The organism is Flagellimonas zhangzhouensis (assembly GCF_900102925.1).
GTDB lineage: Bacteria > Bacteroidota > Bacteroidia > Flavobacteriales > Flavobacteriaceae > Flagellimonas > Flagellimonas zhangzhouensis.
Map to the genome: position 1 here is coordinate 142,762 of NZ_FNKI01000003.1, position 22,900 is coordinate 165,661.

Genomic DNA, 22,900 nt, shown 5'->3' on the forward strand with positions numbered 1-22,900 from the left:
AATTAAGGGGCCAAACGTTCTATTTTCCAATCATAATCCTCCTGCAAGGTGTAGCGGATTCGGTCATGCAAACGGTTGGGACGCCCTTGCCAAAATTCCATTGAAACAGGACGCACCAAATAACCTCCCCAATGCGGCGGACGTTCCACTTCTTTGTTTTCGTATTTTTCCTCCAGTTTTTTCAATTCCGCCTCCAGGTATTCCCGAGATGGAACCACTTCGCTTTGGCTGGAAACCACTGCACCCAACTGACTGCCGTGTGGTCTGGATTCGAAATACCCGTCGGATAGATTCTCTGCAATTTTTTCCGCTTTGCCCTTTATGATAATTTGTCGTTCCATGTTGGGCCAAAAAAAGGATAAACAAAGGGATGGATTGGCTTCAATGGCTCTGCCTTTTTCACTGTGGTAATTGGTATAAAAAATGAAACCCTCAAAAGTAAATTTCTTCATCAAAACCACCCTACTCTTGGGAAATCCGTCCAAACCAATAGTAGAAACCGTTACGGCATTTGGTTCATCCACACCATCGGATGCTTCCACTTCATAGAACCATTTTTGGAATTGTTCCATCGGATTCTCCTTTATGGAGGCCTCTGTCAATTCACTTTTCTCGTACGATTTTCTGTAGTTGCCAAGGTCTTTTTGCATACTGTGAAGTTCGTTAAAAAACGAATCAGGACAAAGGAACCTCTTTGGAATTTTTCAACCCTTTTTACAGTTGAAAGGTCTTGCCATCATCCCCCAATTCCACATTGGCAAAAACTTCTTGCGCCTCTTCTTTAAATAGGTCGATGGATTTGTAACGGGTGGAATAATGTCCTAAAATCAATTGTTTGGCATTGGCCTGTTTGGCAATTTGTGCTGCTTGTTTGGCTGTAGAATGTTTCGTTTTGGCACACAACTGGGATTCAGAATCCAGAAATGTGGATTCGTGATAAATGGTATCGACCGATTTTAATTGCGGTACAATGCTTTCCTTGTAAACGGTATCACTGCAAAATGCATAGCTTTTGGGGTCTGGTGGATCCACGGTCAGCAATTTGTTAGGGACGGTATTCCCATTTTTGGCATTACCGTCCATCCCATCCTTAATGTTATGAAATTGACTTCGGTCCACCCCATATTTTTTGGCAGCCTCAACATTCAAGGTTCTAGGTGCTTCCTTTTCTTTAAAAAGAAAACCATTGGTGTACACACGGTGCTCTAAAGGAATGGTTTCTACAGTGACCTTATCGTCCTCAAAAATCAATTCTGGGGACTTGGATTCCAGTTCATGAAATAGCAAAGGATAATTGGTCCATGAATCACCCAATTTTAGAAACAGGGTGATGGCTTCTTTGATGCCCTTTGGGCCATATATATGTAGTTCCTTATCTCTACCCAACAATCTAAAAGTGGAAATAAGACCTGGCAAACCAAAAAAATGATCTCCGTGTAAATGCGAAATAAAAATATGGTTGATTCTCGAAAACTTGATCTTATACTTCCGCAACTGCACCTGTGTTCCCTCTCCACAATCGATCAAAAACAAATGGTTTTTAACTTCAAGTACCTGTGAGGTCGGGTTGGTAAATGTTCTAGGTGTAGCGGCGTAGCAACCGAGAATCGTCAATTTCATATGCCGAGGTCGCGTTCTATTTCTTCCATTTCAATAAGGTCACTCGCCTCTTGTAAAGTAGGCACTAAACTTATTTCATCTGGAATTTCATCGTAACTTATTTTATCTGTAACCAAAACAAACGATTTTCCCGAACCTTTGTGGTTGTTGGACATGTCCAAAAATTCCAAAAGATCGTTTGCCTTTAGGTTACTGAATGAAAATAGGTTGACAACTATGTTGTCGTGTTTAATTTTGGGGTAAGCTTTGTTCAAATTTTCCAAAAATGTGGAAAGTGAAGTTTTCTCTTGGAAAACTATCGTGGTAGTTCCGTCTTTGTCGAGAATCATCTTACTTAATTTTAGAAGCCAATAAATATAGTACTGCCATACGAACCGCCACCCCATTTTCTACTTGGTGAAGTATAATGGATTGATCGGAATCGGCAACGTCACTTGTGATTTCCACGCCTCTGTTGATAGGTCCTGGGTGCATGATCACAATTTCTTTGTCCAAACTGTTCAACAGCTGTTTGTTCACCCCAAATTGTTGGGTGTACTCCCTTGTAGACGGGAAGTAACTAATGTCCATGCGTTCGTTTTGCACACGAAGCATATTGGCCACGTCGCACCATTGCAGTGCTTTTCGCAAGTCGGTTTCCACAGTCACTCCCAAAGATTCAATGTGCTTTGGAATCAATGTTTTGGGGCCACATACTTTTACGTTGGCGCCTTGTAATTTTAGGGCAAAAATATTGGATAAAGCCACTCTTGAGTGTAAAATATCACCCACAATCACCACGTTTTTTCCTCCTACATCGCCTAGTTTTTCTCGAATTGAAAAGGAATCCAAAAGCGCTTGTGTAGGGTGCTCATGAGCACCATCCCCAGCATTTACTATGGCAGCCTTTACATGTTTGGAAAGAAAAATTCCAGCTCCAGGATTGGGGTGACGCATCACCACCATATCCACTTTCATGGATAGGATGTTGTTTACGGTATCGATGAGGGTTTCTCCTTTTTTAACAGAAGATTGTCCTGCTGAAAAGTTGACCACATCTGCCGAAAGTCTTTTTTCGGCCAGCTCGAAAGAAAGTTTGGTTCTTGTACTGTTCTCAAAGAAAATGTTCGCAATGGTAATGTCCCTTAAGGTTGGAACTTTTTTAATGGAACGGTTGATAACTTCCTTAAAATGGTCGGCGGTTTCAAAAATAAGCGATATATCCTTTTTGTTCAGATATTTGATCCCTAACAAGTGATTTACACTTAACTCGCTCATTCTATTCTATTTGCTTATTAAATATACTTTATCTTCCCCATCATTTTCTTCCCACATCACCTTAACTTTTTCGTTGTTGATGGCATCTACCTGCCTACCCCTATAATTGGGTTGAATGGGCAAATGGCGACTGAATCTTCTATCAATCAAGGTCAACAATTCTATATTGCTCGGTCTTCCAAAGGACTGAATTGCAGTTAACGCTGCTCTTATACTTCTCCCTGTGTAAAGCACATCATCAATAAACACCACTTTTTTATCCTCCACCAAAAAATTCATTTGGGTTGAATTGGCTTTTAAAATCTCTCCGCGACCAAAATCATCCCTAAAAAAGGTGATATCAAGGAAGCCTAGATTGATGTCTTTTACCTTGTATTCTGTTTTGAGAATTTTTGCCAGCCTTTCCGCCAAAAAAACACCTCTGGGCTGAATTCCGATGAGTGCGGTGTCTTTAAAATCAAGATGGTTTTCCATCAATTGACAGGCCAAACGATGCAGTATGATGTTGATTTCTTTGGAAGTAAGCAGTACTTTTTGACTCATATGCGATGTGACCGACTCTGTTGATTACAAAAGTAAGCAATTCTTTAAAATGAGGATATATAAAAAAAGCCCCGTCTGTTTCCAGCGGGGCTTCGTATCATTGAAAAGTCCGATTACTTTTTCTTGGAATCGGCTTCCATTTTATCCTTCAAGGCTTGCAACTGTGAGTTAGCATCTCCAAGGGTTGGTGCAGCTTCATCAGAAGATGCTGCTCTTTTCTTGGCTGCTTTCACATTTCTATCTTCTTGCTCTCTAAAGATTGCAGTGTGGCTGGCCACAACTCTTTTGAAATCTTTATTGAACTCGATGATCTTGAATTCTGCTTCTTCACCTTTTACAAGTTTCTTACCATCTTCTTTTTCCAAGTGACGTGATGGAACAAATCCAACGATGTCCTCATTAAAATCGATAGTAGCTCCTTTGTCAACAATCTCGGCGATAGATGCTTTGTGAACGGTACCTTCTGCGAACTCTTCAGAATATTTATCCCAAGGGTTCTCAGTAGTTTGCTTGTGACCAAGGCTCAACTTACGCCCATCAACATCCAATTCCAATACTTCAACCTCCAAAGTGTCACCTACAGCAACAAACTCAGATGGGTGCTTGATTTTCTTGGTCCAAGAAAGATCGGAGATATAGATCAAACCGTCGATTCCTTCTTCCAACTCTACGAATACACCAAAGTTGGTAAAGTTTCTAACGATTCCTTTGTGTCTAGATCCAACAGGATATTTAGTAGTAATATCGGTCCATGGGTCTGGAGTCAATTGCTTGATACCAAGAGACATTTTACGATCTTCTCTATCCAAAGTCAAAACAACTGCTTCAACTTCGTCACCTACTTTCACGAAATCTTGAGCTGATCTTAAGTGCGTAGACCAAGACATTTCAGAAACGTGGATCAAACCTTCAACACCTTCAGCAACTTCGATAAATGCACCGTAATCAGCGATTACAACTACTTTACCTTTTACTTTATCACCTACTTTGATCTCATCACCTAGGGCATCCCATGGGTGTTTCTCCAATTGCTTAAGACCTAATTGGATTCTTGATTTGTTATCATCAAAATCAAGGATAACAACGTTCAATTTCTGATCAAGCTCTACAACTTCGTTCGGGTGGTTGATACGGCTCCAAGAAAGGTCGGTAATGTGGATCAAACCATCTACACCTCCAAGGTCGATAAATACCCCGTAAGAAGTGATGTTTTTCACTACACCTTCCAATACTTGTCCTTTTTCCAACTGACCGATGATCTCTTTTTTCTGCTCTTCGATGTCAGCTTCGATCAACGCTTTGTGTGAAACAACTACGTTCTTGAATTCGTGGTTGATTTTCACCACTTTGAACTCCATGTTCTTCCCTACGTACTGATCGTAGTCACGGATTGGTTTCACATCGATTTGAGAACCTGGCAAGAACGCTTCGATACCGAATACATCTACAATCATACCTCCTTTGGTACGACATTTTACGAAACCTTGAACGATTTCTTCTTTGTCGTGGGCATCGTTTACGCGATCCCATGCTTTGATGGTTCTTGCTTTACGGTGAGACAATACCAATTGACCTGTTTTGTCTTCACGGATATCTATAAGTACCTCAACTTTGTCACCTACTTTAAGGTCTGGGTTGTAACGGAACTCATTCAACGAGATCACACCTTCAGATTTGGCGTTGATGTCGATGATGGCCTCACGGTCTGTCATGTGTACAACAGTACCTTCCACAACTTCCTCATCGGCAGTGTCCACAAAGTTTTCCTCTACTAGAGTTTCGAATTCTTGAAGCTTGTTGTCGTCAACACGCTCAATTCCTTCTTCGTACTTTTCCCAATCAAAATTTTCAAGAAACTCTTGAGGATCTTGTTTAGGTTGTTCTGTTTTTACTTCTGTTGCTGCGGCAGTTTCTTCTACCTCAACGTTTTGTTTTTCTTCAGCCATTTTGCTGATTTTAATTTGTATTTCACGTTTTACAAGAGTTAAACAATTACCGTGAAAGGGTTTTTAGTTTTGTTTCAATTTCCTTTTCGCTCTTGCTGCCTTGCCAAAAAGGAGTGCAAAAATACAATTAATTTATTGATTCACAAAGCATCCCACCCTAGGTTTCGCACAAAAAAAGTATAACTATTATTTAATAGTATAATTTGAGGGTAATGGTTACCTTGAAGCTACATTTCATTAACTATAAATTTTATTATTATGAGCGTAAAATCAAAGTACCAACCTGTGTTGGATCTGGGCGAAAAATTGGAAGTAAAAAACGGTGATGTGGTTGTCGAAGGCGACATCTTGAAAATAAAAGGGATGACTAAAACCCAATATGAAAAGAACTTGTTGTGGGATAAGATCAAAGAAATTGGTGGTGAAAAACCTTCGGATATCAAGGCCAATATCACGGTGGAAGATGATTCCGTTTATGCCTACCACACGGTTAAAAGCGGGGAGTCGTTAAGTTTAATCGCCAAACATTATTATGGCGACCCCATGAAGTACACCAAAATTTTTGAGGTTAATACGGACCAGTTGAAGAATCCCGATTTGATCCACCCTGATCAAGTGTTGAAGATTCCGAATTTGTAGAAATATGTCAGTTCGAGCCCTTCGACTTCGCTCAGGATAAACTCTGATCGAGAACTCGATATCATCTCGACTGCGCTCGATGTGACAAAAATACAAGGCGCCCTTTGGGCGTCTTTTTTGTTTAAAAAATTAAAACCTAAACTTAAGTTAGCCATGTAGATTTAAGACTTGTTTTCGGTTAGCTTTTGTTGACTATCTTTAGTGTATCACTAATTATCAATGGATTAGTCAACAAAACCACCAACCAACCTCTTATGATCAAATTCTTCAGGAAAATTCGGCAACGCTTACTTTCCGAAAGCAAATTCAGTAAATATTTTGCCTATGCCGTGGGTGAAATCATACTTGTGGTCATCGGAATATTGATTGCCTTACAGATCAATAATTGGAATGAAAAGCGTAAAGCTAAAATTGTGGAGGCCAATTTTTTTGAGGATGTTCTTCTGGATTTAAAAAAGGATCAGGACAGGCTTGAATATTATGAATTGTTTTATACCAAAAGGGCCGAGTACCTGGATACGCTACTGACTTATCTGAGGAATCCACAAAAAACCATGGGCATCGACAAATTTCAGCAATATGTGGAACCCTTATATTACACGGCAACACCTACAAGCTATTCCACCTCTTTTGAATCGGCCAAGGCATCTGGCATATTCAACGATATTGAAGCCAAAGACCTTCTCAAGGAACTATCTCAATACTACAGTGATTTTGCCTTGATGGCGAATAATTTCGCTTCCATTACCCGATATGTGGAAAATAAATTTGAGCCCATTATGTATAACTTTCCCGAAGGGAACATGAACCAAAACACTGGGAATTTGGTCATAAACGAAGAGAACACACAGACATTTTACAATAAAATAGCCTCCATTAAAGACAATCGAAACATTCCAATTGACTATGAAATAATATTAAAGACCCCAAGAATGGAAAACTACATTATTGGGGATATGGGGAGGACATCCAATGCCATTGGAAAAATAAAATCGAGGCAGGAAAAGCTGCAAGTGCTCATTCACAAAATTGAAGAACGTGATTAAATTCTTTAGAAACATCCGTAAAACATTACTCAACAAAGGAAAAACAAATAAATATCTGAAATTACCTGTTACGTAAAATCGAAAATGCGTTCAAACTGAAAATTGAACAAAGCGCCCTTTGGGCGTTTTTTGTTTTTTTAAAGGTTATTACAAAAGAATGTAAGGTGTCCTAATTACAATCGACCTTGTGGATAACTATATTGCACCAATAATAACAAAAAAGTTCAGGGTTAAATCAAAAAATATGAAAAATTCGATCTTACCATTCTTTCCAGTTCTTTTATTTTTTTTGAGTTGCGGGAATTCACAGATTAACAAAACGGTTAATAATCAAATCATTGACAACGAAATTATTACTCTAGACCAATCAAAACTGATTTTTGAACATACCAAGGTGTTTCCAAACAATACTCAACTTGCTTTGGCATTTATAGAAAATGGTTCCACCAAGTTTTATGGTGTAGAAAAACGTAACGACTCCATTTTTACCGTTCAAAATCGGAATAATGCATTCGAAATTGGTTCCATCACCAAAGTATTTACTTCAACCCTACTCGCTGATTTCGTTATTGAAGACAAATTAAAATTAGAAGACCCTATTAACCCTTACTTTGATTTTGGGTTTAATGAAGAACAAGAAATTACCTTTAAAACTTTGGCAAACCACACCTCTGGTCTTCCAAGAATGCCCTCAAATTTTAACTTCGATATCAGTAACCAAGACCCATTTTCCAATTACGACGAAGAAAAGTTAAATTACTATTTGGCCAATGAAATGGATTTATCTTTTGATGAGGATGGCAAATATGAGTATTCAAATTTAGGAGCTGGATTATTGGGATACACCCTGTCAAAAATTGGCAATAAACCCTTGAACCAATTATTCCATGAAAGGATATTTTCAAAATATAAAATGTCAAACAGCACTATTGGGAGTGAAAATGTCTCTGTTTATTTGGTCCAAGGTCAAAGCCCCGAAGGACTACCTGTACAAAATTGGAATTTAGCCTCATTATCTGGTGCAGGAGATATAATTTCGACCACAGAAGATCTTTCCAGATTTGTATTGGCGCAATTTCAGGAAGATGATAAAGTTTTGACATTGACAAGAAGCGAGACACATGTTATGAATACTAAATCCAGCATTGGATTAGGGTGGCATATTCGAAAAGATCCATCAGGAGAAAATTGGATTTGGCACAATGGAGGAACTGGTGGCTATACTTCCTGTATGGTTTTGAACACGGAAAGCAAGAATGGAGTTATTGTGCTATCTAATGTTTCTGCCCTTGGCGACCCCATGGTACACATCGACGAACTTTGTTTTGAACTTATGAGGAACCTCTAAAATAAGAGAACACTCTTATATAAAATTGTTATCGCTACGCATCCTTCGCAATCACCCGTTTCGCAAATTCGTAAATGCGCTCAAACTGCTCCTCAATGCCCATATCACTATTGTCAAACTCAATGGCATCTTTGGCTCGGGTCAAGGGTGAAATAGTTCGAGTAGAATCAATACGGTCACGTTCCTGTACATTAAAAAGTACTTCATCATAAGAGACCTCCTCGCCTTTTTCCAACAATTCTTTGTATCGGCGTGCTGCACGGGTCTCGGGCGAAGCGGTCATAAACAATTTTAGTTCCGCATCTGGGAAAACGACGGTGCCAATGTCACGACCATCCATAACAATGCCCTTGTCCTTGCCCATTTGCTGTTGCATCTGAACCAACTTTTCACGCACTTCCTTTAATGAAGCTACGGTACTCACTTGTCCCGATACTTTCATGGAACGAATTTCGCGCTCCACATTTTCCCCGTTCAAGTACATTTCGGAACGCCCCAATTCCCCCGTGGGTACAAATTTGAGTTCGAGCGACGGCAATTTTTCAATCAATGCTTCAGCATCCAGTTCTCCTTTTTCGTTGATTAACGCCTCATTCAAGGCAAAAAGGGTAACGGCGCGGTACATCGCGCCGGTATCCACATAAATATAATTGAGTGCTGTTGCCAATCGCTTGGCAATGGTACTTTTCCCCGTAGAGGAGAACCCATCAATAGCTATTGTAATTTTTTCCATGTACTAAAAATAGGTAGAATTAAAGGTATTTTGGTATGACAACCGTCATGAAATTTAAAGGGTCTTGGCATTTTTCACCTTTTGCTTGGTGATGGCCAAGTCGATTACCTCACTCATATCCGTCACATAATGGAACGTCAATCCTTTTAGGTAATCTTCCTTAATTTCCTCAATATCCTTTCTATTCTCTTCACACAGAATAATTTCTTTGATGCGTGCTCTTTTGGCCGCCAAGATTTTTTCCTTAATTCCGCCTACAGGTAACACTTTACCACGAAGGGTAATCTCACCCGTCATGGCCAAGCTTTTCTTCACCTTTTTCTGGGTGAACAAACTCACCAAAGAAGTCAACATGGTGATCCCTGCACTAGGACCGTCTTTTGGAGTTGCACCTTCGGGCACGTGAATGTGCACATTATACTTGTCAAAAATATCGGGGTTGATGCCAAAAGTATCTGCGTTGGATTTAATGTACTCCATCGCAATGGTAGCCGATTCTTTCATCACCTTACCTAAGTTTCCGGTAATATTCATCATCCCCTTTCCTTTGGAAAGAATGGATTCGATAAACAAAATATCGCCACCCACGCTGGTCCAAGCCAATCCGGTAACCACACCGGCCACTTCGTTGTGCTCGTATTTGTCGCGCTCCAATCGGGCAGGTCCAAGTATCTTTTCAATATCCTCGTTGGTCAATTTGAGGTTGTACTCCTCCTCCATCGCAATGGATTTGGCCGCAAATCGAACCACTTTGGCAATTTGTTTTTCCAGACCACGCACCCCGGATTCACGGGTATAGCCCTCCACGATTTTTTCCAATTGACGCTTGCCAATTTTCAAATCCTTCGTGGATAGTCCATGTTCCTCCAACTGTTTTGGTAACAAGTGACGCTTGGCGATTTCCACCTTTTCTTCGATAGTGTATCCCGTAACGTTGATGATCTCCATTCGATCTCGCAATGCAGGCTGAATGGTAGACAGATTATTCGCCGTAGCAATGAACATTACTTTGGACAAATCGTAGCCCATTTCCAAGAAATTATCGTGGAATTCTGCATTTTGTTCAGGATCCAATACCTCCAACATGGCCGAAGATGGATCTCCTTGATGACTGTTGGAAAGTTTATCGATTTCATCCAAAATGAAAACCGGATTGGATGTTCCTGCTTTCTTTAAACTTTGAATGATTCGACCGGGCATGGCCCCAATATAGGTTTTACGATGTCCACGGATTTCCGCTTCGTCTCGAAGTCCACCCAAGGACATACGCACGTACTCCCTGCCCAAAGCTTCCGCCACGGATTTACCCAAGGATGTTTTACCAACCCCAGGAGGTCCATATAAACAAAGGATGGGCGATTTCATATCGTTACGCAACTTCAATACCGCCAAATATTCAATAATGCGACGTTTTACATCTTCCAGACCATAATGATCACGATCTAGAATCTGTTGTGCTCTTTTTAAATCGAATTTATCTTTGGAAAACTCTTCCCAAGGCAAATCTAACATCAGGTCCAAATAGTTGCGTTGAATGGAATATTCAGCTACTTGTGGGTTCATCCGCTGCATTTTGGCCAATTCCTTCTCAAAATGCTCCTTGACCTTTTTGTTCCATTTTTTCTTTTTGGCCTTTTCGCTCATTTCATCCACCTCTTCCTCATACGATAAACCGCCCAACTCTTCTTGGATGGTCTTCATCTGCTGGTGAAGGAAATACTCGCGTTGCTGTTGGTCCATATCGCTACGCACCTTGCTCTGGATATCGTTGCGCAGTTCCAGTTTTTGAAGTTCCATGTTCATGTACTTCAAAGTGGCCAAAGCTCTTTCCTGCAGGTTCGGAATCTCCAACAATTCTTGTTTTTCCGCTACGGAAAGGTTCATATTGGAGGACACAAAATTAATCAGGAACGAATTGCTCTGAATATTTTTGATGGCAAAAGTTGCCTCACTTGGAATATTCGGGTTGTCCTTGATAATCTTAAAAGCTAATTCCTTGATGGAATCAATAATGGCCTCAAACTCCTCATCGTTAGGTGCTGGACGCTCTTCTTTGGCTTCCCTCACCTTAGCGGTCATGTAAGGCTTCTCGGTGATAATACTCTCAATCTGAAAGCGTTTTTTCCCTTGAATGATCACTGTGGTGTTACCATCAGGCATTTGAAGCACACGTAGAATGCGCGCCACGGTTCCCACAACATTGATATCCTCAACCCCAGGATTTTCGGTCTGCTCATCTTTTTGAGACACCACTCCAATGGTCTTGTTGCCGTTATTGGCGTCCTTGATCAGGTTGATGGATTTATCCCTACCTGCCGTAATCGGAATAACAACCCCAGGAAACAAAACCGTATTGCGCAATGGAAGCACCGGTAACACTTCCGGAAGCGCCTCATTGTTCATCTGCTCTTCGTCTTCAGGCGTCAACAACGGAATCAATTCCGCATCCTCGTCCAATCCCTGTAGTTCTATATTGTCAAATTTGGTAATTTTCATCTCTCCCATAACATCTTTTCGGTCATTTTGTCAGAATTGACAAAATACCTTCAGTTTTAATACTTCTTCATGCGACCTCAACACCTTATAAATCAGCATTTACAAGCTGCAAAAGTATTTTGGTCATCTAGTATTGGGCAATTCCTGTGCCATTAAAAATCAAATTTTAACAAAAAACTGTAACAATTGGTAAATTGGTTCATCTATAAGACAAACCATTCATTTTTTGAGCCACCAAAATGAACATATTGACACGCTGCTGAAATCGTGCATGCAGGGAAAACAAAGTGCACAATTGGAGATTTACAATCGCTATTACAAAGCCATGTACAACACAGCTTTTAGGATTGTAAAACATTCAGCTGAAGCAGAGGATGTGATGCAAGAATCGTTCTTGAGCGCATTCACCAAACTGCACACATTCAAAGGAGACGTCGCCTTTGGAGCTTGGTTAAAGCGGATTGTGATCAATAACAGTATTTATCATTACAAAAAACAGCAGAAAACAAATGCTGTTGATCTGGATGATGTAATGTACAAGGTCGAAGATAATGATGCGGTTGCTTCGGACCACAATGGTTATACAGAACTGAAGGCTCAAAAAGTAATGGAGACCATGAAAAGTTTGAAAGACAATTACAGAGTTTCTTTGACCTTACATTTGATCGAAGGATACGATTACGAAGAGATCAGTGAGATCATGAACATTAGCTATGCTAATTGCAGAACCACAATTTCGAGGGCGAAAGAAAGCCTGAGAAAAAAGTTGACCTTAAATGTTTAGTTATGAAGAAGGATAGTTTAGAAAATTTGTTTGATAGGTTACAAGGCGAGTTTGATGTTGAAGAACCACAAATGGGACACCAACAACGGTTCTTGGATAAATTGAACCAGTCGCAAGGCACCATTGCCCTGCCCAACAAAGGAAGAAATTGGTGGAAATCACTTTCCATTGCCGCTTCGGTGGCCTTGGTAGCCGTCTTAGGATATCAGGTTTTAGCACCGCGACCTAGTATTGAGCAACAGGTAGTGGAAATGGCCCCAGAAATATCCGAAAGCCAATTCTACTTTGCCAACCTTATTGAACAACAGGTAAAATTGTTAGAGGATGAAAAGTCACCCGAAACCGCAAAGTTGGTGGATGACACCTTGGCACAATTGCACCGCTTGGAAAATGACTATAAAGGCATGGAGGAAGACTTGGTAAACGGCGGTGACAGCAAAATGATCATGAGTGCGATGATCACCAATTTCCAAACCCGAATCGAATTATTAAAAGAAGTTTTGAGCCAAATAGAAAATATTAAAAATTTAAAATCCCAAAATGATGAAAGCTTTACAATTTAAGTACATCCTTTTCGCCTTGGCTTTGATTCCGATAGCCATTAACGCAAATCCAATCAAGGACAAGCTCAACGGCAAGTACACCAAAGAAAAAACCATTAAAAAAGAGTTCAATGTGAATTCTGATGCGCTCCTTAAAGTGAGCAATAGCTATGGTAACCTTAACCTTACCTCTTGGAACGAAGACCGCGTGGTAATAGAGGTTCAAATTAAAACGAATGGCAACGACGAAGACAGAGTTCAAGAACGTTTGAACGAAATCAACATAGATTTTGAAAACAGTTCCAGCATGGTTTCCGCCAGAACCGATTTTGGCAACAAAAACAGCGGATGGAACTGGAGCTGGGGCAAGCGTAAAAGCGTAAGTGTGCAGGTGAACTACACCATCAAATTACCTGTAAAAAACAGTGTAAACCTCAACAACGATTACGGAAACATTTATTTGGATCGTATCGATGGTCATGCCAAAATCAAATGTGATTATGGTAAAATGGACATTGGCGAATTGCACGGACGCAACAACGAATTGCGATTTGATTATACCTCCCGTTCCACTTTTGAATACATCAACAGTGCTGAAATTGTATCTGACTACTCTGGTTTTACCATAGAAAAAGCAGGCAGCCTGACCATTAGAGCGGATTACACCAACGGGGTTATCAATCAAATGGAGAATTTGGATTATTCCAGCGACTATGGATCCATTGAAGCCAAAGAAGTAAAAAATGTAACTGGAAACGGGGATTATATCGGTGTAAAACTGGGTACGGTTCACGGAAATGTGGCCATCAACTCCGATTATGGTTCCATTAAAATAGACCGATTGGCCCCCGATGCAGGCAATGTGGAAATCAGAACCGATTACACGGGCATTAAAATCGGATACGACCCAGGTTATAACTTTGATTTTGAAATAAACACCGAATATGCAGGTGTAAGCGGAAAAGACGATTTTGAAATCAACATTAGTAGAGAAAAATCCAGTGAAAAATATTATAAAGGCTATTACGGAAAGCCAAACTCTGGCAACATGGTGAGCATCACCAGTGATTACGGAGGCATATCATTCTATCAAAATTAACATCAATTCAAAAAACAATTTAAAGACAAAAACATGAAAAAATTCATCACACTAGGATTGGCATTATGCACGGTTGCAATTTCCAGCGCTCAATGGGGCGGAAAAAAAGTAAAAGGAAATGGCGATGTGGTTACCATTGAACGCTCTGTGGGCGATTATGATGCCGTGTCCTTGGCTGGTTGGTTCGATGTAGAAATCGTATCGGGCAATGAAGGAGAATTGACCCTAAAAGGTGAATCCAATTTATTGGAATACATCGAAACCGAAGTGAAAAATGGCAAATTGGTCATTAAAACCGAAAAAGGGATCAACTTAAAACCATCCAATTGGAACAGCAGTATTGTAATCACTGTTCCTGTAGAATCCATTGATGCCGTTAGTTTGGCAGGTTCTGGTGATATCGTGGGTCATACAACCATTAAAACAAATAACTTCAGTACAAATCTTGCTGGATCTGGAGATATTACCTTAGAAGTGGACGCAAAAAGTATCGATGCTTCCTTGGCCGGTTCAGGTGACATCAACCTTTCAGGAAAAACTACCGATTTTGAGGTATCCATCGCTGGTTCTGGTGACATAAAAGCTTATGATTTAGAAGCTGAAAATGTAAAAGCATCCATTAGCGGTTCTGCTGATATTAGAGTAACAGCCAACCAATCGATTGAAGCCAGAGTTTCCGGTTCTGGAGACATTCATTATCGTGGCAATCCAACTAAAATCAATACCAAATCCTCCGGTTCCGGAGATATTACCAAAGGGTAACCTAAGGGAGTTTACCAACAATCAAAAAACGAAAAAATGCCCTGAGATAATCAGGGCATTTTTTTATTTCTTATCTGGGTTTACCTTGTTGACTCGAACCAACAAAAAGATGCCCACTAAAAAGAAAATGGCCAAGAAAACAGTGCTGTTACGCATACTTCCTGTAAACTGAGCGACAACACCATATAAAAAAGTTCCAATGATGATTCCGATTTTTTCGGCCACATCATAAAAGCTAAAAAAGGAGGTGGTATCGGTAGTTTCAGGTAAAAATTTGGAATAGGTAGATCTAGACAATGCTTGAATTCCCCCCATCACCACACCTACCAAGGCAGCTGCAATAAAAAAGTCAGTCGGGGTTTGAAGAAAATAAGCGTACACACAAAGCACCGCCCAAAACAGATTCACCCAAATCAAAGTGGTGATGTTCCCAATGATTTTGGACAGATAGGCTGTAAGGTAGGATCCACCGATGGCAATCAATTGAATGATCAAAATACTAGCAATTAAACCAATCTGACGGAATTCATCGGAACCCCAGTCAATTTCCTCTTCACCAAAGAATGTGGCAATTAGCATAATTGTTTGCACGGCCATACTATACACAAAAAAGGCTCCTAAATAACGTTTTAAACGAGAGTTTTCTCCTAGTTGATGCCATACGAGTTTCAGCTCTTTAAATCCATTTAAAATGATGTGGTGCCTTGCTCCTTCCCTTTTATAGCCTTTTGGAAGATGTTTAAATGTATATTGACTGAACAAAGCCCACCAAAGGCCCACCATAATGAAACTGTATTTCATCATCATCACCTCAACGGGTTGACCATTGATCTCTTCAATCCCCATGGATTCTTTCACCACTGGCGATAAAAACATGATCATACAAAGATTGATCCCCAATAACAATACACTGCCAATGTAACCTAAAGAAAAACCCTTGGCACTGATATTATCTTGTTGTTCAGGATAGGCAATGTCCGGCAAATAGGAGTTATTAATGGCAAAACTGACCCAAAACCCCACTAATCCAAAGAAATAACAAAGCAGTCCAAAATAAATGTTCTCCAACGAGAACCAATACAATCCGATACAGGAAATGGCTCCCAAATAGCAGAAAAACTTGAGGAACATTCGCTTGTTACCCAAATAATCGGCTACGCCAGATACCAATGGTGTGATGATGGCAATAAAAACAAAGGCCAAAGAAGTTACATAACTGATCAAAGGAGCACGGGCGATTTCCCCGCCAAACATGGCTACCTTCTCAACTCCAGCGGCCCGAAAAAGGGCCCCATAAAAAATGGGGAAGATGGCCGAAGAAATTACCAAACTGTACACTGAATTGGCCCAATCGTAAAAAGCCCATGCATTCAATAATTTTTTACTGCCTTTGGCTGCCAATACTTGTACCATATTTTCTGCTATAAAAAAATGTCATTCCAAAAGTCTAGAAAACCTCTTGAATATTTGAGGTTATCTTAAAACTTGAAATGACATTTCAACTATGTTATTTTTTAATTGAATGAGGTAACCCCAAACTTTTTGGCCTCTGCCTTTGCATCTGGAGCCCAAGCAGTCAAATTTGCGATTCTTGTGTCGTTTGATGGGTGTGTGCTCAAAAATTCAGGTGGAGCCTGTCCGCCAGCAGCTTTCATTCGCTTCCATAATTCAGCAGCTTCATCTGGGTTATACCCTGCAATGGCCATAATCTGTAACCCAATTTTATCCGCTTCGGTTTCATGACTTCTACTAAATGGCAACATTACCCCAACACTGGATCCTACACCATAGGCTTGATTGAACAAACCTCTTGTTTGCTCATCTTGTATGGCCACATTGCCAGCTACAGCGCCAATTTGCTGAATTGTACCTGCACTCATACGCTGAGCACCGTGATCGGCCAAGGCGTGGGCTACTTCGTGTCCCATAACTACAGCAATGCCTGTTTCATTTTGCGCAATGGGAAGTATTCCTGTATAAAAAACGATTTTCCCACCTGGCATACACCATGCATTCACAGTTTCATCTTGTACCAAATTATATTCCCATTGGTAATCCTTTAAATAACCTGGATATCCATTGGCAGTCAACCAACGTTCTGCTGCTGATGCTATTCGCTGACCAACTTTTGTGATCATTTGTGCATCCGACGTGCCTTTAACGACCTTATTCTCTTCCAAAAATTGATCGTACTGAGCAAAAGCCGTAGGAAACATTTGGCTGTTCGAATAAAAATTTAGGGTGCTTTTTCCCGTAAAAGGATTGGTCTTACAGGATACTACCGCAAGAAAAATTGCTGCGGAAAGAAATAATCTTTTCATAGTTATGTCAATGTTTTTGTAATCGAAAATTACAAAAATTATTTTCCGAATATGTGCAACTCAGTGAAATCCTTACTGATTTCAATAGAGTTACTGCCATTCAATTTAATATCCTTTGGATTTACTTCTTCGTTATCCACCTCGACCATTCCGATTTTGAAAGGTAGTCCGTGAAATGACATTTTTATTTTCTCGTAAGGTGTGATGAAATTACCATCCTTAAATTGTTGAATGATCAATTCGTTCTCCTTACCGGTCAATCTAAACTTGCGTAAACTGAATCTTCCCTTTTTATAATCGTAACCGTCTTGTTGGTCTTCGTACACTTCGGAGTTTTCGGTACCCTCTTTGAAGTAAACATCTATGTTCAATTCGGTTATTTCCTTTTCTCCTACATATTGTTGTACGGGATATTTTGGAATCATGGCTCCTTCTTTCACAAATAAAGGCACACGGTGAATTTCGGCAGGCACCCATCTTTCAATGTTTCCAGTCAACAATTCGTCAGTCCAATAGCTGTACCAATTCCCTTTAGGGAAATACATGCGACGCCCTTGTGCATTTGGCTCCTGAACCGGACATACCAACATTTTCTCCCCGAATATAAATTCATCGGTTCTGAAATGGGTCTGGGTATCTTCTTGATCGTAGAATACCAAAGATTGAAGCATTGGCAATCCGTCTTTGATGTATTTATAGAACATGGTGTAGAGATACGGCAACAATTGGTACCTCAACTCAATAAATTCTTTTACAATGCTGGTTATTTCTTCCCCAAAAGACCATGGTTCTTGTTCGCCATGATCACCACTGGAGTGTACCCTGCAGAATGGGTGGAATACCGCTAATTGAATCCAACGGGCGAAAAGTTCGCCATTGGGCTGCTCGGCAAAACCTCCAATATCGGAACCAACAAAGGAATAACCACTCATACACATACGCTGCATCTGCACGTTGGCAATCCATAAATGCTCCCAAGTGGCTACGTTATCCCCTGTCCAAGTAGCGCAATAGCGTTGCGTACCCGAATATGCTGCACGGGTTAACACAAAAGGTCTTTTTGGGAAGGTGAACTTTTTTAAACCTTCGTATGTGGCACGCACCATTTGCATACCATACACATTGTGTGCTTTTCTATGGCTACATGGGTGTCCGTCGTAATCGTGGCGTACATCCAAATTGGCCGTTTTGGTCGGCACTTCCATAACAGCGGGTTCATTCATATCGTTCCAAACCCCAGCTACTCCCAATTCGGCAATCATTTCTTTGTAGAGTTCGGCCCACCATTCCCTAACTTCTGGATTGGTAAAATCGGGGAACTTACATTCTCCCGGCCACACTTTTCCCTTAAAATGAGGTCCATCTGCCCTTCGGCAAAAGAAACCGTTGTCCATGGCCTGCTGGTACACCCAATAATCTGGATCTATTTTAATACCTGGATCGATCATGGTAATCACCTTGAAACCATCCTCGCCCATTTCCTCGATCATCTTTTTAGGATTTGGAAAATATCTATTGTTCCAAGTAAAGCATCTAAATCCCTCCATGTAATCGATATCCAAATAAATGGCATCACAAGGAATTTTATGCTCCCTAAAGCCATCGGCAATCTCTCTTACCTTTTTTTCGGGATAATAACTCCATTTGGATTGATGAAAACCTAAGGCCCATAAGGGTGGCAATTCAGGAACACCAGTTAAATCGGTATAACTTTCCACCACCTTGCTCATTTGAGGTCCGTAGAAAAAGTAATAGTTCATTTCTCCACCATCGGCCCAAAAACTGGTCACATTTCGCTTTTCGTTGGCAAAATCGAAATAGGTGCTGAACGAGTTATCGAAAAATATACCGTATGCTTGGCTTTCCTTCAGTCCAACAAAAAATGGAATGGCCTTGTATAGTGGTTCTTGGTCTTTTCCATAAGCATAGGAATCGGTTACCCAGTTGTTCACCCTTTTTCCTTTTAGGTTCGTGTGGGATGCCTTATCGCCCATTCCGTAGTAACTTTCACCAGAATGGCTCACCTTGCTCATCTTTACCACGTTCCCACCGTAATCAAAGTTTTCTTCCCAATGGAAACCCAATTCATCCTCGCTCAAAACCACATCGTCCAAATTGGCAATCTGCACTTTTAGATTGGACTTGTTTACATATATTTTCAGTTTGGAAGTGGTAACTACGTACTCTGGAATCTCATCATACACTTTAAGTTTGTTGTAACCTAAGTTTACATCTTCATTTAAAGCATAAGAGAAATCGGGTTCAAAGACCAATTCGGTGGCATATCTAAATCGTACCACGCTATCACGCAAGATGGTCAGTTGTAAAATCACCCCGTTCTCGGTAGTGAAATACATCTTTTCGTTCTCTTGCTTAAAATCTACTATATGGTTGGGGAACAGATTCCCTCTTTTTTCAATTTCAGTATTCGTAATCATACTTAATCAGTTGAGAATCACAAAAGAAATACAAATGCCCGAATAATGAAACATATGTTATGAAAAGCAATCAACTATAACGTTATCGTATGTGTTATTTGTACACAACAACGCCCAATGGAGGTAGGGTCATTACTACGGATTGATCATACCCGTTCCAAGCAGTTTTTGAAGGTTTCATGGTTTTCTTGCCAATTCCGCTTCCAGAATAGCTTTTGTCATCGCTATTGAACATTAATTTTAAGGTGGAAGTTTTTGGCACCCCAACCCTATAATTTTCTCTGGGTACGGGTGTGAAGTTACAGGCAATGATCAAATCATCTTTAGGGTCGTTCCCTTTTCTGATGTAGCTTATCACCGTATTTTCAGTATCGTTGTATTCAATCCATTCAAAACCTTCTTGGCTAAATTGTTTTTCGTAAAGTGCTGGACTGGATTTATACAGCTTGTTCAAATCCTTGATGGTTTGTTGTATTCCTGAATGAAAATCATACTGAGTGAGGTGCCAATCCAAACTTTCTAGGAAATTCCATTCGGAAGATTGACCAAATTCACCTCCCATAAACAACAAATTGCCGCCTGGATGCGTAAACATATATCCAAATAGCAACCTTAAATTGGCAAAACGCTGCCATTCGTCCCCTGGCATTCGATACAACAATGAATTTTTGCCATATACCACCTCATCATGTGAAAAGGGCAACATAAAGTTTTCGGTAAAGGCATAAGTCATGCTAAAGGTGATATCGCTTAGATCATAAGATCTGTAAATAGGTTCTTTTTTAAAGAATTCCAAGGTATCGTGCATCCAGCCCATCATCCATTTCATTCCAAATCCCAATCCACCAAAATGAACAGGTTTGGTAACTCCTGCAAAAGCAGTTGATTCTTCAGCAATGGTCTGTACTCCTCTGAAACTGGCATAAACTTCTTGGTTCATCTCCCGCAGGAATGACATAGCCTCCAAGTTTTCATTATTGCCATACATATTGGGTTCCCATTCGCCGTCTTCCCTTGAATAATCCAAATAGAGCATTGAGGCTACCGCATCGACACGTAGTCCATCCACATGGAACTGATCCAACCAATAAATGGCATTACTGATCAAAAAGGCACGAACCTCATTGCGGCCGTAGTTAAAAATGAGACTTTTCCAATCGGGGTGATACCCTCTTCTTCTATCAGGATGCTCGTATAAATTTGACCCATCAAAAAAGCCAAGTCCGTGTGCATCTTCTGGAAAGTGTGAAGGCACCCAATCCAAGATTACGCCGATTCCCTTTTGGTGCAATCTATCCACCAAAACCTTAAAGTCTTCAGGTTTTCCAAAACGGGATGTTGGCGCAAAATACCCTGTTATTTGATATCCCCAAGAAGGGTCGAAGGGAAATTCCATCACGGGCATAAACTCTACATGGGTAAAGCCCATTTCTTCCACATAATCTGCCAACTCGTCGGCCAATTCCAAATAGGTCAAAAATTCCCAACCATTTTTCTTTTTCCAAGACCCCAAATGCACCTCGTAAACGGAATAAGGTTTATCCAACCCGTTAATGGTTTCACGGGTTTCCATCCAAGCCTCATCTTTCCAATGGTGATTGTCTTCCCATACCAAAGAAGCAGTTTTGGGCGGTTGTTCGCAATAACGTGCAAACGGATCGGCCTTTTCCGTCCAAATATTATTGTTGTGGGAGTGTATTTTGTATTTGTACTTGGTTCCCTTGTCCACGCCAGGAATAAAACCTTCCCAAATTCCACTACTGTCCCAACGAACATTCAATTTGTGTTCCGAATCGTTCCAATGGTTAAAATCGCCAATAACACTCACCGATTTTGCCGAAGGAGCCCAGACCGCAAAATAAGTCCCCTTTACTCCATCCACCTCGGTAAGGTGCGACCCCAATTTATTGTAGAGCCGAAAATGTTTCCCCCCTTTAAAAAGGTCAATGTCAAAATCAGTGAATAAACTATGTGGAACTACCTTGGACATAACTGAGGAATTTGTTTCTTACAATAATACACATCTTTAATTAAGAATCCGATTTTGAATTGGGTTATTCCCTACGAAAACCATTAATTTTAAAAAATGGAACGCTTTTTGATTTTCATCCAAAACAGTGAAAACAAAAACAAATCAAAAATCCAAAATCATGAATAAATTTAGTACAATTTTAGGTGCAGCCTTAGTTTTATTTTTAACCGCCTGTGAAGGTCCACAAGGTCCTCCAGGATACGATGGACTTGATGGATTGGATGGTCTAGATGGCATCCAAGGTCAGGTTGTAGAAGTAGAAGGAGTAAACTTCGGATACGATGCTGGCGCCAACCTTTTTAGCACATTGATCAATTTCTCCGATATCACCGATTTTGAGGTTTTTGAATCAGATGCGGTTTTAGTGTACCGTTGGGCTGGCTCGATTACTTTGAATGATGGTAGTGAAGCCGATTTATGGAGTCAAATCCCACAAAATTATTTTTTGGAGGAAGGTACCATCCAATATGTGTTTGAGCACACCTTTGTAGATTTAGAATTGTTCATTGATGGGAATTTCGATCTTTCTTTCTTGAGTACCGATTTTACCGATGACCAAATTTTCAGGATTGTCTTTGTGCCGAGTGAATATGCTGAAGCCAATGATTTGGACACAGCAAACTTTGACAGTGTAATGTCATCCTTGAATATTAGCGAAGGACAGATCATGAAATTGGACGTGAACTAATTTCAGATAAAATAAAAGGAAAAGTCCCGTTGTTTTCAATGGGACTTTTTTGTGCTTATTTTTGAAAGGAACCATTCAATTTATCGTCTACTTATAAAAAGTCGAAACATGGGAAAAAGATTGCTATTGATTGCACTTGTAGTTTTTGTAGGCTGTAAGGGCAATTCTCAAAAAAAAGAAAATAAGAATACTACCCAAAAAGAAACCACTTACAAAGTAAACAAGACCGATGCCGAGTGGAAGGCAGAACTTTCTGAAATGGAATATCTTGTGCTACGTAAAGCAGCAACCGAACGTGCTTTTACCAGCGAGTTGCTTAAAATCAAAGAAAAAGGTACCTACGTATGTGCAGCATGTGGTACTCCTGTTTTTAGAAGTGAATACAAATACGAATCTGGAAGTGGCTGGCCAAGTTTTGATCGCGAAATTGAAGGTAATGTAGCTTTTGATGTGGATTATGATATTGGTGTAGCCCGCACCGAAGAACATTGTGCTACATGTGGTGGACACTTGGGCCACGTTTTTAACGATGGACCGCGAAACACTACGGGAGAAAGACACTGTATTAATGGTGTAGCTCTGGACTTTATAGCCGACAAGAATTAA

21 protein-coding genes are annotated in these 22,900 nt (G+C 40.3%); 9 read left to right on the forward strand and 12 right to left on the reverse strand.

All coding sequences use genetic code 11. From position 1 onward, the window contains the following. Positions 1 to 2 precede the first annotated feature (2 nt). From pdxH to rpsA, 6 genes are all read right to left on the reverse strand, one after another. The gene (pdxH, locus tag BLQ18_RS14175) at positions 3 to 650 is read right to left on the reverse strand and encodes a pyridoxamine 5'-phosphate oxidase (RefSeq protein ID WP_090297980.1); all 648 of its coding nucleotides are present in this window, start codon (positions 648 to 650) and stop codon (positions 3 to 5) included. A 64-nt stretch (positions 651 to 714) separates the two neighbouring features. Continuing rightward, complete coding sequence (locus tag BLQ18_RS14180; protein WP_090297983.1) at positions 715 to 1,620, reverse strand: ribonuclease Z; 906 nt, start codon at positions 1,618 to 1,620, stop codon at positions 715 to 717. Next, positions 1,617 to 1,949 (reverse strand): ribonuclease Z, encoded by a 333-nt coding sequence (locus tag BLQ18_RS14185; RefSeq protein WP_090297986.1) that lies wholly within the window; start codon positions 1,947 to 1,949, stop codon positions 1,617 to 1,619. The genes BLQ18_RS14180 and BLQ18_RS14185 overlap by 4 nt, the downstream gene beginning before the upstream one ends. Position 1,950: 1 nt before the next feature. Then, positions 1,951 to 2,877, reverse strand: coding sequence for an aspartate carbamoyltransferase catalytic subunit (locus tag BLQ18_RS14190; protein ID WP_090297989.1), 927 nt, complete (start codon positions 2,875 to 2,877; stop codon positions 1,951 to 1,953). A gap of 6 nt (positions 2,878 to 2,883) precedes the next feature. After that, positions 2,884 to 3,420, reverse strand: a complete 537-nt coding sequence (pyrR, locus tag BLQ18_RS14195; protein WP_090297992.1) for a bifunctional pyr operon transcriptional regulator/uracil phosphoribosyltransferase PyrR — start codon at positions 3,418 to 3,420, stop codon at positions 2,884 to 2,886. Positions 3,421 to 3,533: 113 nt separating this feature from the next. Further along, a complete protein-coding gene (rpsA, locus tag BLQ18_RS14200; RefSeq protein WP_090297994.1) occupies positions 3,534 to 5,366 on the reverse strand; it encodes a 30S ribosomal protein S1 in 1,833 nt (610 codons plus the stop codon). Positions 5,367 to 5,624: 258 nt separating this feature from the next. Here rpsA and BLQ18_RS14205 point away from each other — a divergent pair, with 258 nt between their 5' ends. The 3 genes from BLQ18_RS14205 to BLQ18_RS14215 all read left to right on the forward strand — a co-directional run bounded on the left by BLQ18_RS14205 (position 5,625) and on the right by BLQ18_RS14215 (position 8,399). Next, the gene (locus BLQ18_RS14205; RefSeq protein WP_090297995.1) at positions 5,625 to 6,005 is read left to right on the forward strand and encodes a LysM peptidoglycan-binding domain-containing protein; all 381 of its coding nucleotides are present in this window, start codon (positions 5,625 to 5,627) and stop codon (positions 6,003 to 6,005) included. Positions 6,006 to 6,259: 254 nt separating this feature from the next. Beyond that, positions 6,260 to 7,051 (forward strand): DUF6090 family protein, encoded by a 792-nt coding sequence (locus BLQ18_RS14210; RefSeq protein WP_139150406.1) that lies wholly within the window; start codon positions 6,260 to 6,262, stop codon positions 7,049 to 7,051. A gap of 244 nt (positions 7,052 to 7,295) precedes the next feature. Beyond that, on the forward strand, positions 7,296 to 8,399 hold the full coding sequence (locus BLQ18_RS14215) for a serine hydrolase domain-containing protein (protein WP_090298002.1): 1,104 nt from the start codon (positions 7,296 to 7,298) through the stop codon (positions 8,397 to 8,399). 34 nt (positions 8,400 to 8,433) lie between these two features. Here the strand turns inward: BLQ18_RS14215 and cmk are convergent, their stop codons facing one another. Both cmk and lon read right to left on the reverse strand, forming a co-directional pair. Next, positions 8,434 to 9,132, reverse strand: coding sequence for a (d)CMP kinase (gene cmk, locus BLQ18_RS14220; RefSeq protein ID WP_090298005.1), 699 nt, complete (start codon positions 9,130 to 9,132; stop codon positions 8,434 to 8,436). Between the two features lie 54 nt (positions 9,133 to 9,186). Continuing rightward, a complete protein-coding gene (gene lon / locus BLQ18_RS14225) occupies positions 9,187 to 11,637 on the reverse strand; it encodes an endopeptidase La (RefSeq protein ID WP_090298008.1) in 2,451 nt (816 codons plus the stop codon). 217 nt (positions 11,638 to 11,854) lie between these two features. Here lon and BLQ18_RS14230 point away from each other — a divergent pair, with 217 nt between their 5' ends. From BLQ18_RS14230 to BLQ18_RS14245, 4 genes are read left to right on the forward strand one after another with little or no spacing between them, the layout of a single operon-like run. Beyond that, entirely contained in the window at positions 11,855 to 12,412 is a 558-nt protein-coding gene (locus BLQ18_RS14230) for an RNA polymerase sigma factor (protein ID WP_090298011.1), read from the forward strand. Positions 12,413 to 12,414: 2 nt separating this feature from the next. Further along, positions 12,415 to 12,975: a hypothetical protein gene (locus tag BLQ18_RS14235; protein ID WP_090298014.1), complete on the forward strand. Its 561-nt coding sequence runs from the start codon at positions 12,415 to 12,417 to the stop codon at positions 12,973 to 12,975. Beyond that, positions 12,956 to 14,053 carry a DUF4097 family beta strand repeat-containing protein gene (locus BLQ18_RS14240; RefSeq protein WP_090298017.1) on the forward strand — a complete coding sequence of 366 codons (1,098 nt, stop codon included), beginning with the start codon at positions 12,956 to 12,958 and terminating at the stop codon, positions 14,051 to 14,053. Before BLQ18_RS14235 ends, BLQ18_RS14240 begins: the two co-directional genes overlap by 20 nt. A 33-nt stretch (positions 14,054 to 14,086) precedes the next feature. Next, complete coding sequence (locus BLQ18_RS14245) at positions 14,087 to 14,815, forward strand: head GIN domain-containing protein (RefSeq protein WP_090298021.1); 729 nt, start codon at positions 14,087 to 14,089, stop codon at positions 14,813 to 14,815. A gap of 63 nt (positions 14,816 to 14,878) precedes the next feature. Here the strand turns inward: BLQ18_RS14245 and BLQ18_RS14250 are convergent, their stop codons facing one another. From BLQ18_RS14250 to glgB, 4 genes are all read right to left on the reverse strand, one after another. Then, positions 14,879 to 16,228 (reverse strand): MFS transporter, encoded by a 1,350-nt coding sequence (locus BLQ18_RS14250; RefSeq protein WP_090298023.1) that lies wholly within the window; start codon positions 16,226 to 16,228, stop codon positions 14,879 to 14,881. Positions 16,229 to 16,329: 101 nt separating this feature from the next. Next, complete coding sequence (locus tag BLQ18_RS14255) at positions 16,330 to 17,136, reverse strand: M48 family metallopeptidase (protein ID WP_090298026.1); 807 nt, start codon at positions 17,134 to 17,136, stop codon at positions 16,330 to 16,332. Positions 17,137 to 17,174: 38 nt separating this feature from the next. After that, positions 17,175 to 19,574, reverse strand: a complete 2,400-nt coding sequence (locus BLQ18_RS14260; RefSeq protein ID WP_090298029.1) for a glycoside hydrolase family 31 protein — start codon at positions 19,572 to 19,574, stop codon at positions 17,175 to 17,177. A 94-nt stretch (positions 19,575 to 19,668) separates the two neighbouring features. Further along, complete coding sequence (glgB, locus tag BLQ18_RS14265; protein ID WP_090298032.1) at positions 19,669 to 21,564, reverse strand: 1,4-alpha-glucan branching protein GlgB; 1,896 nt, start codon at positions 21,562 to 21,564, stop codon at positions 19,669 to 19,671. A 160-nt stretch (positions 21,565 to 21,724) separates the two neighbouring features. On the opposite strand from glgB, the gene BLQ18_RS14270 reads away from it, so the two are divergent. Together BLQ18_RS14270 and msrB are read left to right on the forward strand one after the other, a co-directional pair. Next, a complete protein-coding gene (locus tag BLQ18_RS14270; RefSeq protein ID WP_090298239.1) occupies positions 21,725 to 22,294 on the forward strand; it encodes a dihydrolipoamide dehydrogenase in 570 nt (189 codons plus the stop codon). Positions 22,295 to 22,402: 108 nt separating this feature from the next. Continuing rightward, complete coding sequence (msrB, locus tag BLQ18_RS14275; RefSeq protein ID WP_090298035.1) at positions 22,403 to 22,900, forward strand: peptide-methionine (R)-S-oxide reductase MsrB; 498 nt, start codon at positions 22,403 to 22,405, stop codon at positions 22,898 to 22,900.

Bases quoted from the DNA above. Each gene is read 5' to 3' on its own strand.
- pdxH (WP_090297980.1), bottom strand. From the start codon at position 650: ATGCAAAAAGACCTTGGCAACTACAGAAAATCGTACGAGAAAAGTGAA.
- BLQ18_RS14180 (WP_090297983.1), bottom strand. From the start codon at position 1,620: ATGAAATTGACGATTCTCGGTTGCTACGCCGCTACACCTAGAACATTT.
- BLQ18_RS14185 (WP_090297986.1), bottom strand. From the start codon at position 1,949: ATGATTCTCGACAAAGACGGAACTACCACGATAGTTTTCCAAGAGAAA.
- BLQ18_RS14190 (WP_090297989.1), bottom strand. From the start codon at position 2,877: ATGAGCGAGTTAAGTGTAAATCACTTGTTAGGGATCAAATATCTGAAC.
- pyrR (WP_090297992.1), bottom strand. From the start codon at position 3,420: ATGAGTCAAAAAGTACTGCTTACTTCCAAAGAAATCAACATCATACTG.
- rpsA (WP_090297994.1), bottom strand. From the start codon at position 5,366: ATGGCTGAAGAAAAACAAAACGTTGAGGTAGAAGAAACTGCCGCAGCA.
- BLQ18_RS14205 (WP_090297995.1), top strand. From the start codon at position 5,625: ATGAGCGTAAAATCAAAGTACCAACCTGTGTTGGATCTGGGCGAAAAA.
- BLQ18_RS14210 (WP_139150406.1), top strand. From the start codon at position 6,260: ATGATCAAATTCTTCAGGAAAATTCGGCAACGCTTACTTTCCGAAAGC.
- BLQ18_RS14215 (WP_090298002.1), top strand. From the start codon at position 7,296: ATGAAAAATTCGATCTTACCATTCTTTCCAGTTCTTTTATTTTTTTTG.
- cmk (WP_090298005.1), bottom strand. From the start codon at position 9,132: ATGGAAAAAATTACAATAGCTATTGATGGGTTCTCCTCTACGGGGAAA.
- lon (WP_090298008.1), bottom strand. From the start codon at position 11,637: ATGGGAGAGATGAAAATTACCAAATTTGACAATATAGAACTACAGGGA.
- BLQ18_RS14235 (WP_090298014.1), top strand. From the start codon at position 12,415: ATGAAGAAGGATAGTTTAGAAAATTTGTTTGATAGGTTACAAGGCGAG.
- BLQ18_RS14240 (WP_090298017.1), top strand. From the start codon at position 12,956: ATGAAAGCTTTACAATTTAAGTACATCCTTTTCGCCTTGGCTTTGATT.
- BLQ18_RS14245 (WP_090298021.1), top strand. From the start codon at position 14,087: ATGAAAAAATTCATCACACTAGGATTGGCATTATGCACGGTTGCAATT.
- BLQ18_RS14250 (WP_090298023.1), bottom strand. From the start codon at position 16,228: ATGGTACAAGTATTGGCAGCCAAAGGCAGTAAAAAATTATTGAATGCA.
- BLQ18_RS14255 (WP_090298026.1), bottom strand. From the start codon at position 17,136: ATGAAAAGATTATTTCTTTCCGCAGCAATTTTTCTTGCGGTAGTATCC.
- BLQ18_RS14260 (WP_090298029.1), bottom strand. From the start codon at position 19,574: ATGATTACGAATACTGAAATTGAAAAAAGAGGGAATCTGTTCCCCAAC.
- glgB (WP_090298032.1), bottom strand. From the start codon at position 21,564: ATGTCCAAGGTAGTTCCACATAGTTTATTCACTGATTTTGACATTGAC.
- BLQ18_RS14270 (WP_090298239.1), top strand. From the start codon at position 21,725: ATGAATAAATTTAGTACAATTTTAGGTGCAGCCTTAGTTTTATTTTTA.
- msrB (WP_090298035.1), top strand. From the start codon at position 22,403: ATGGGAAAAAGATTGCTATTGATTGCACTTGTAGTTTTTGTAGGCTGT.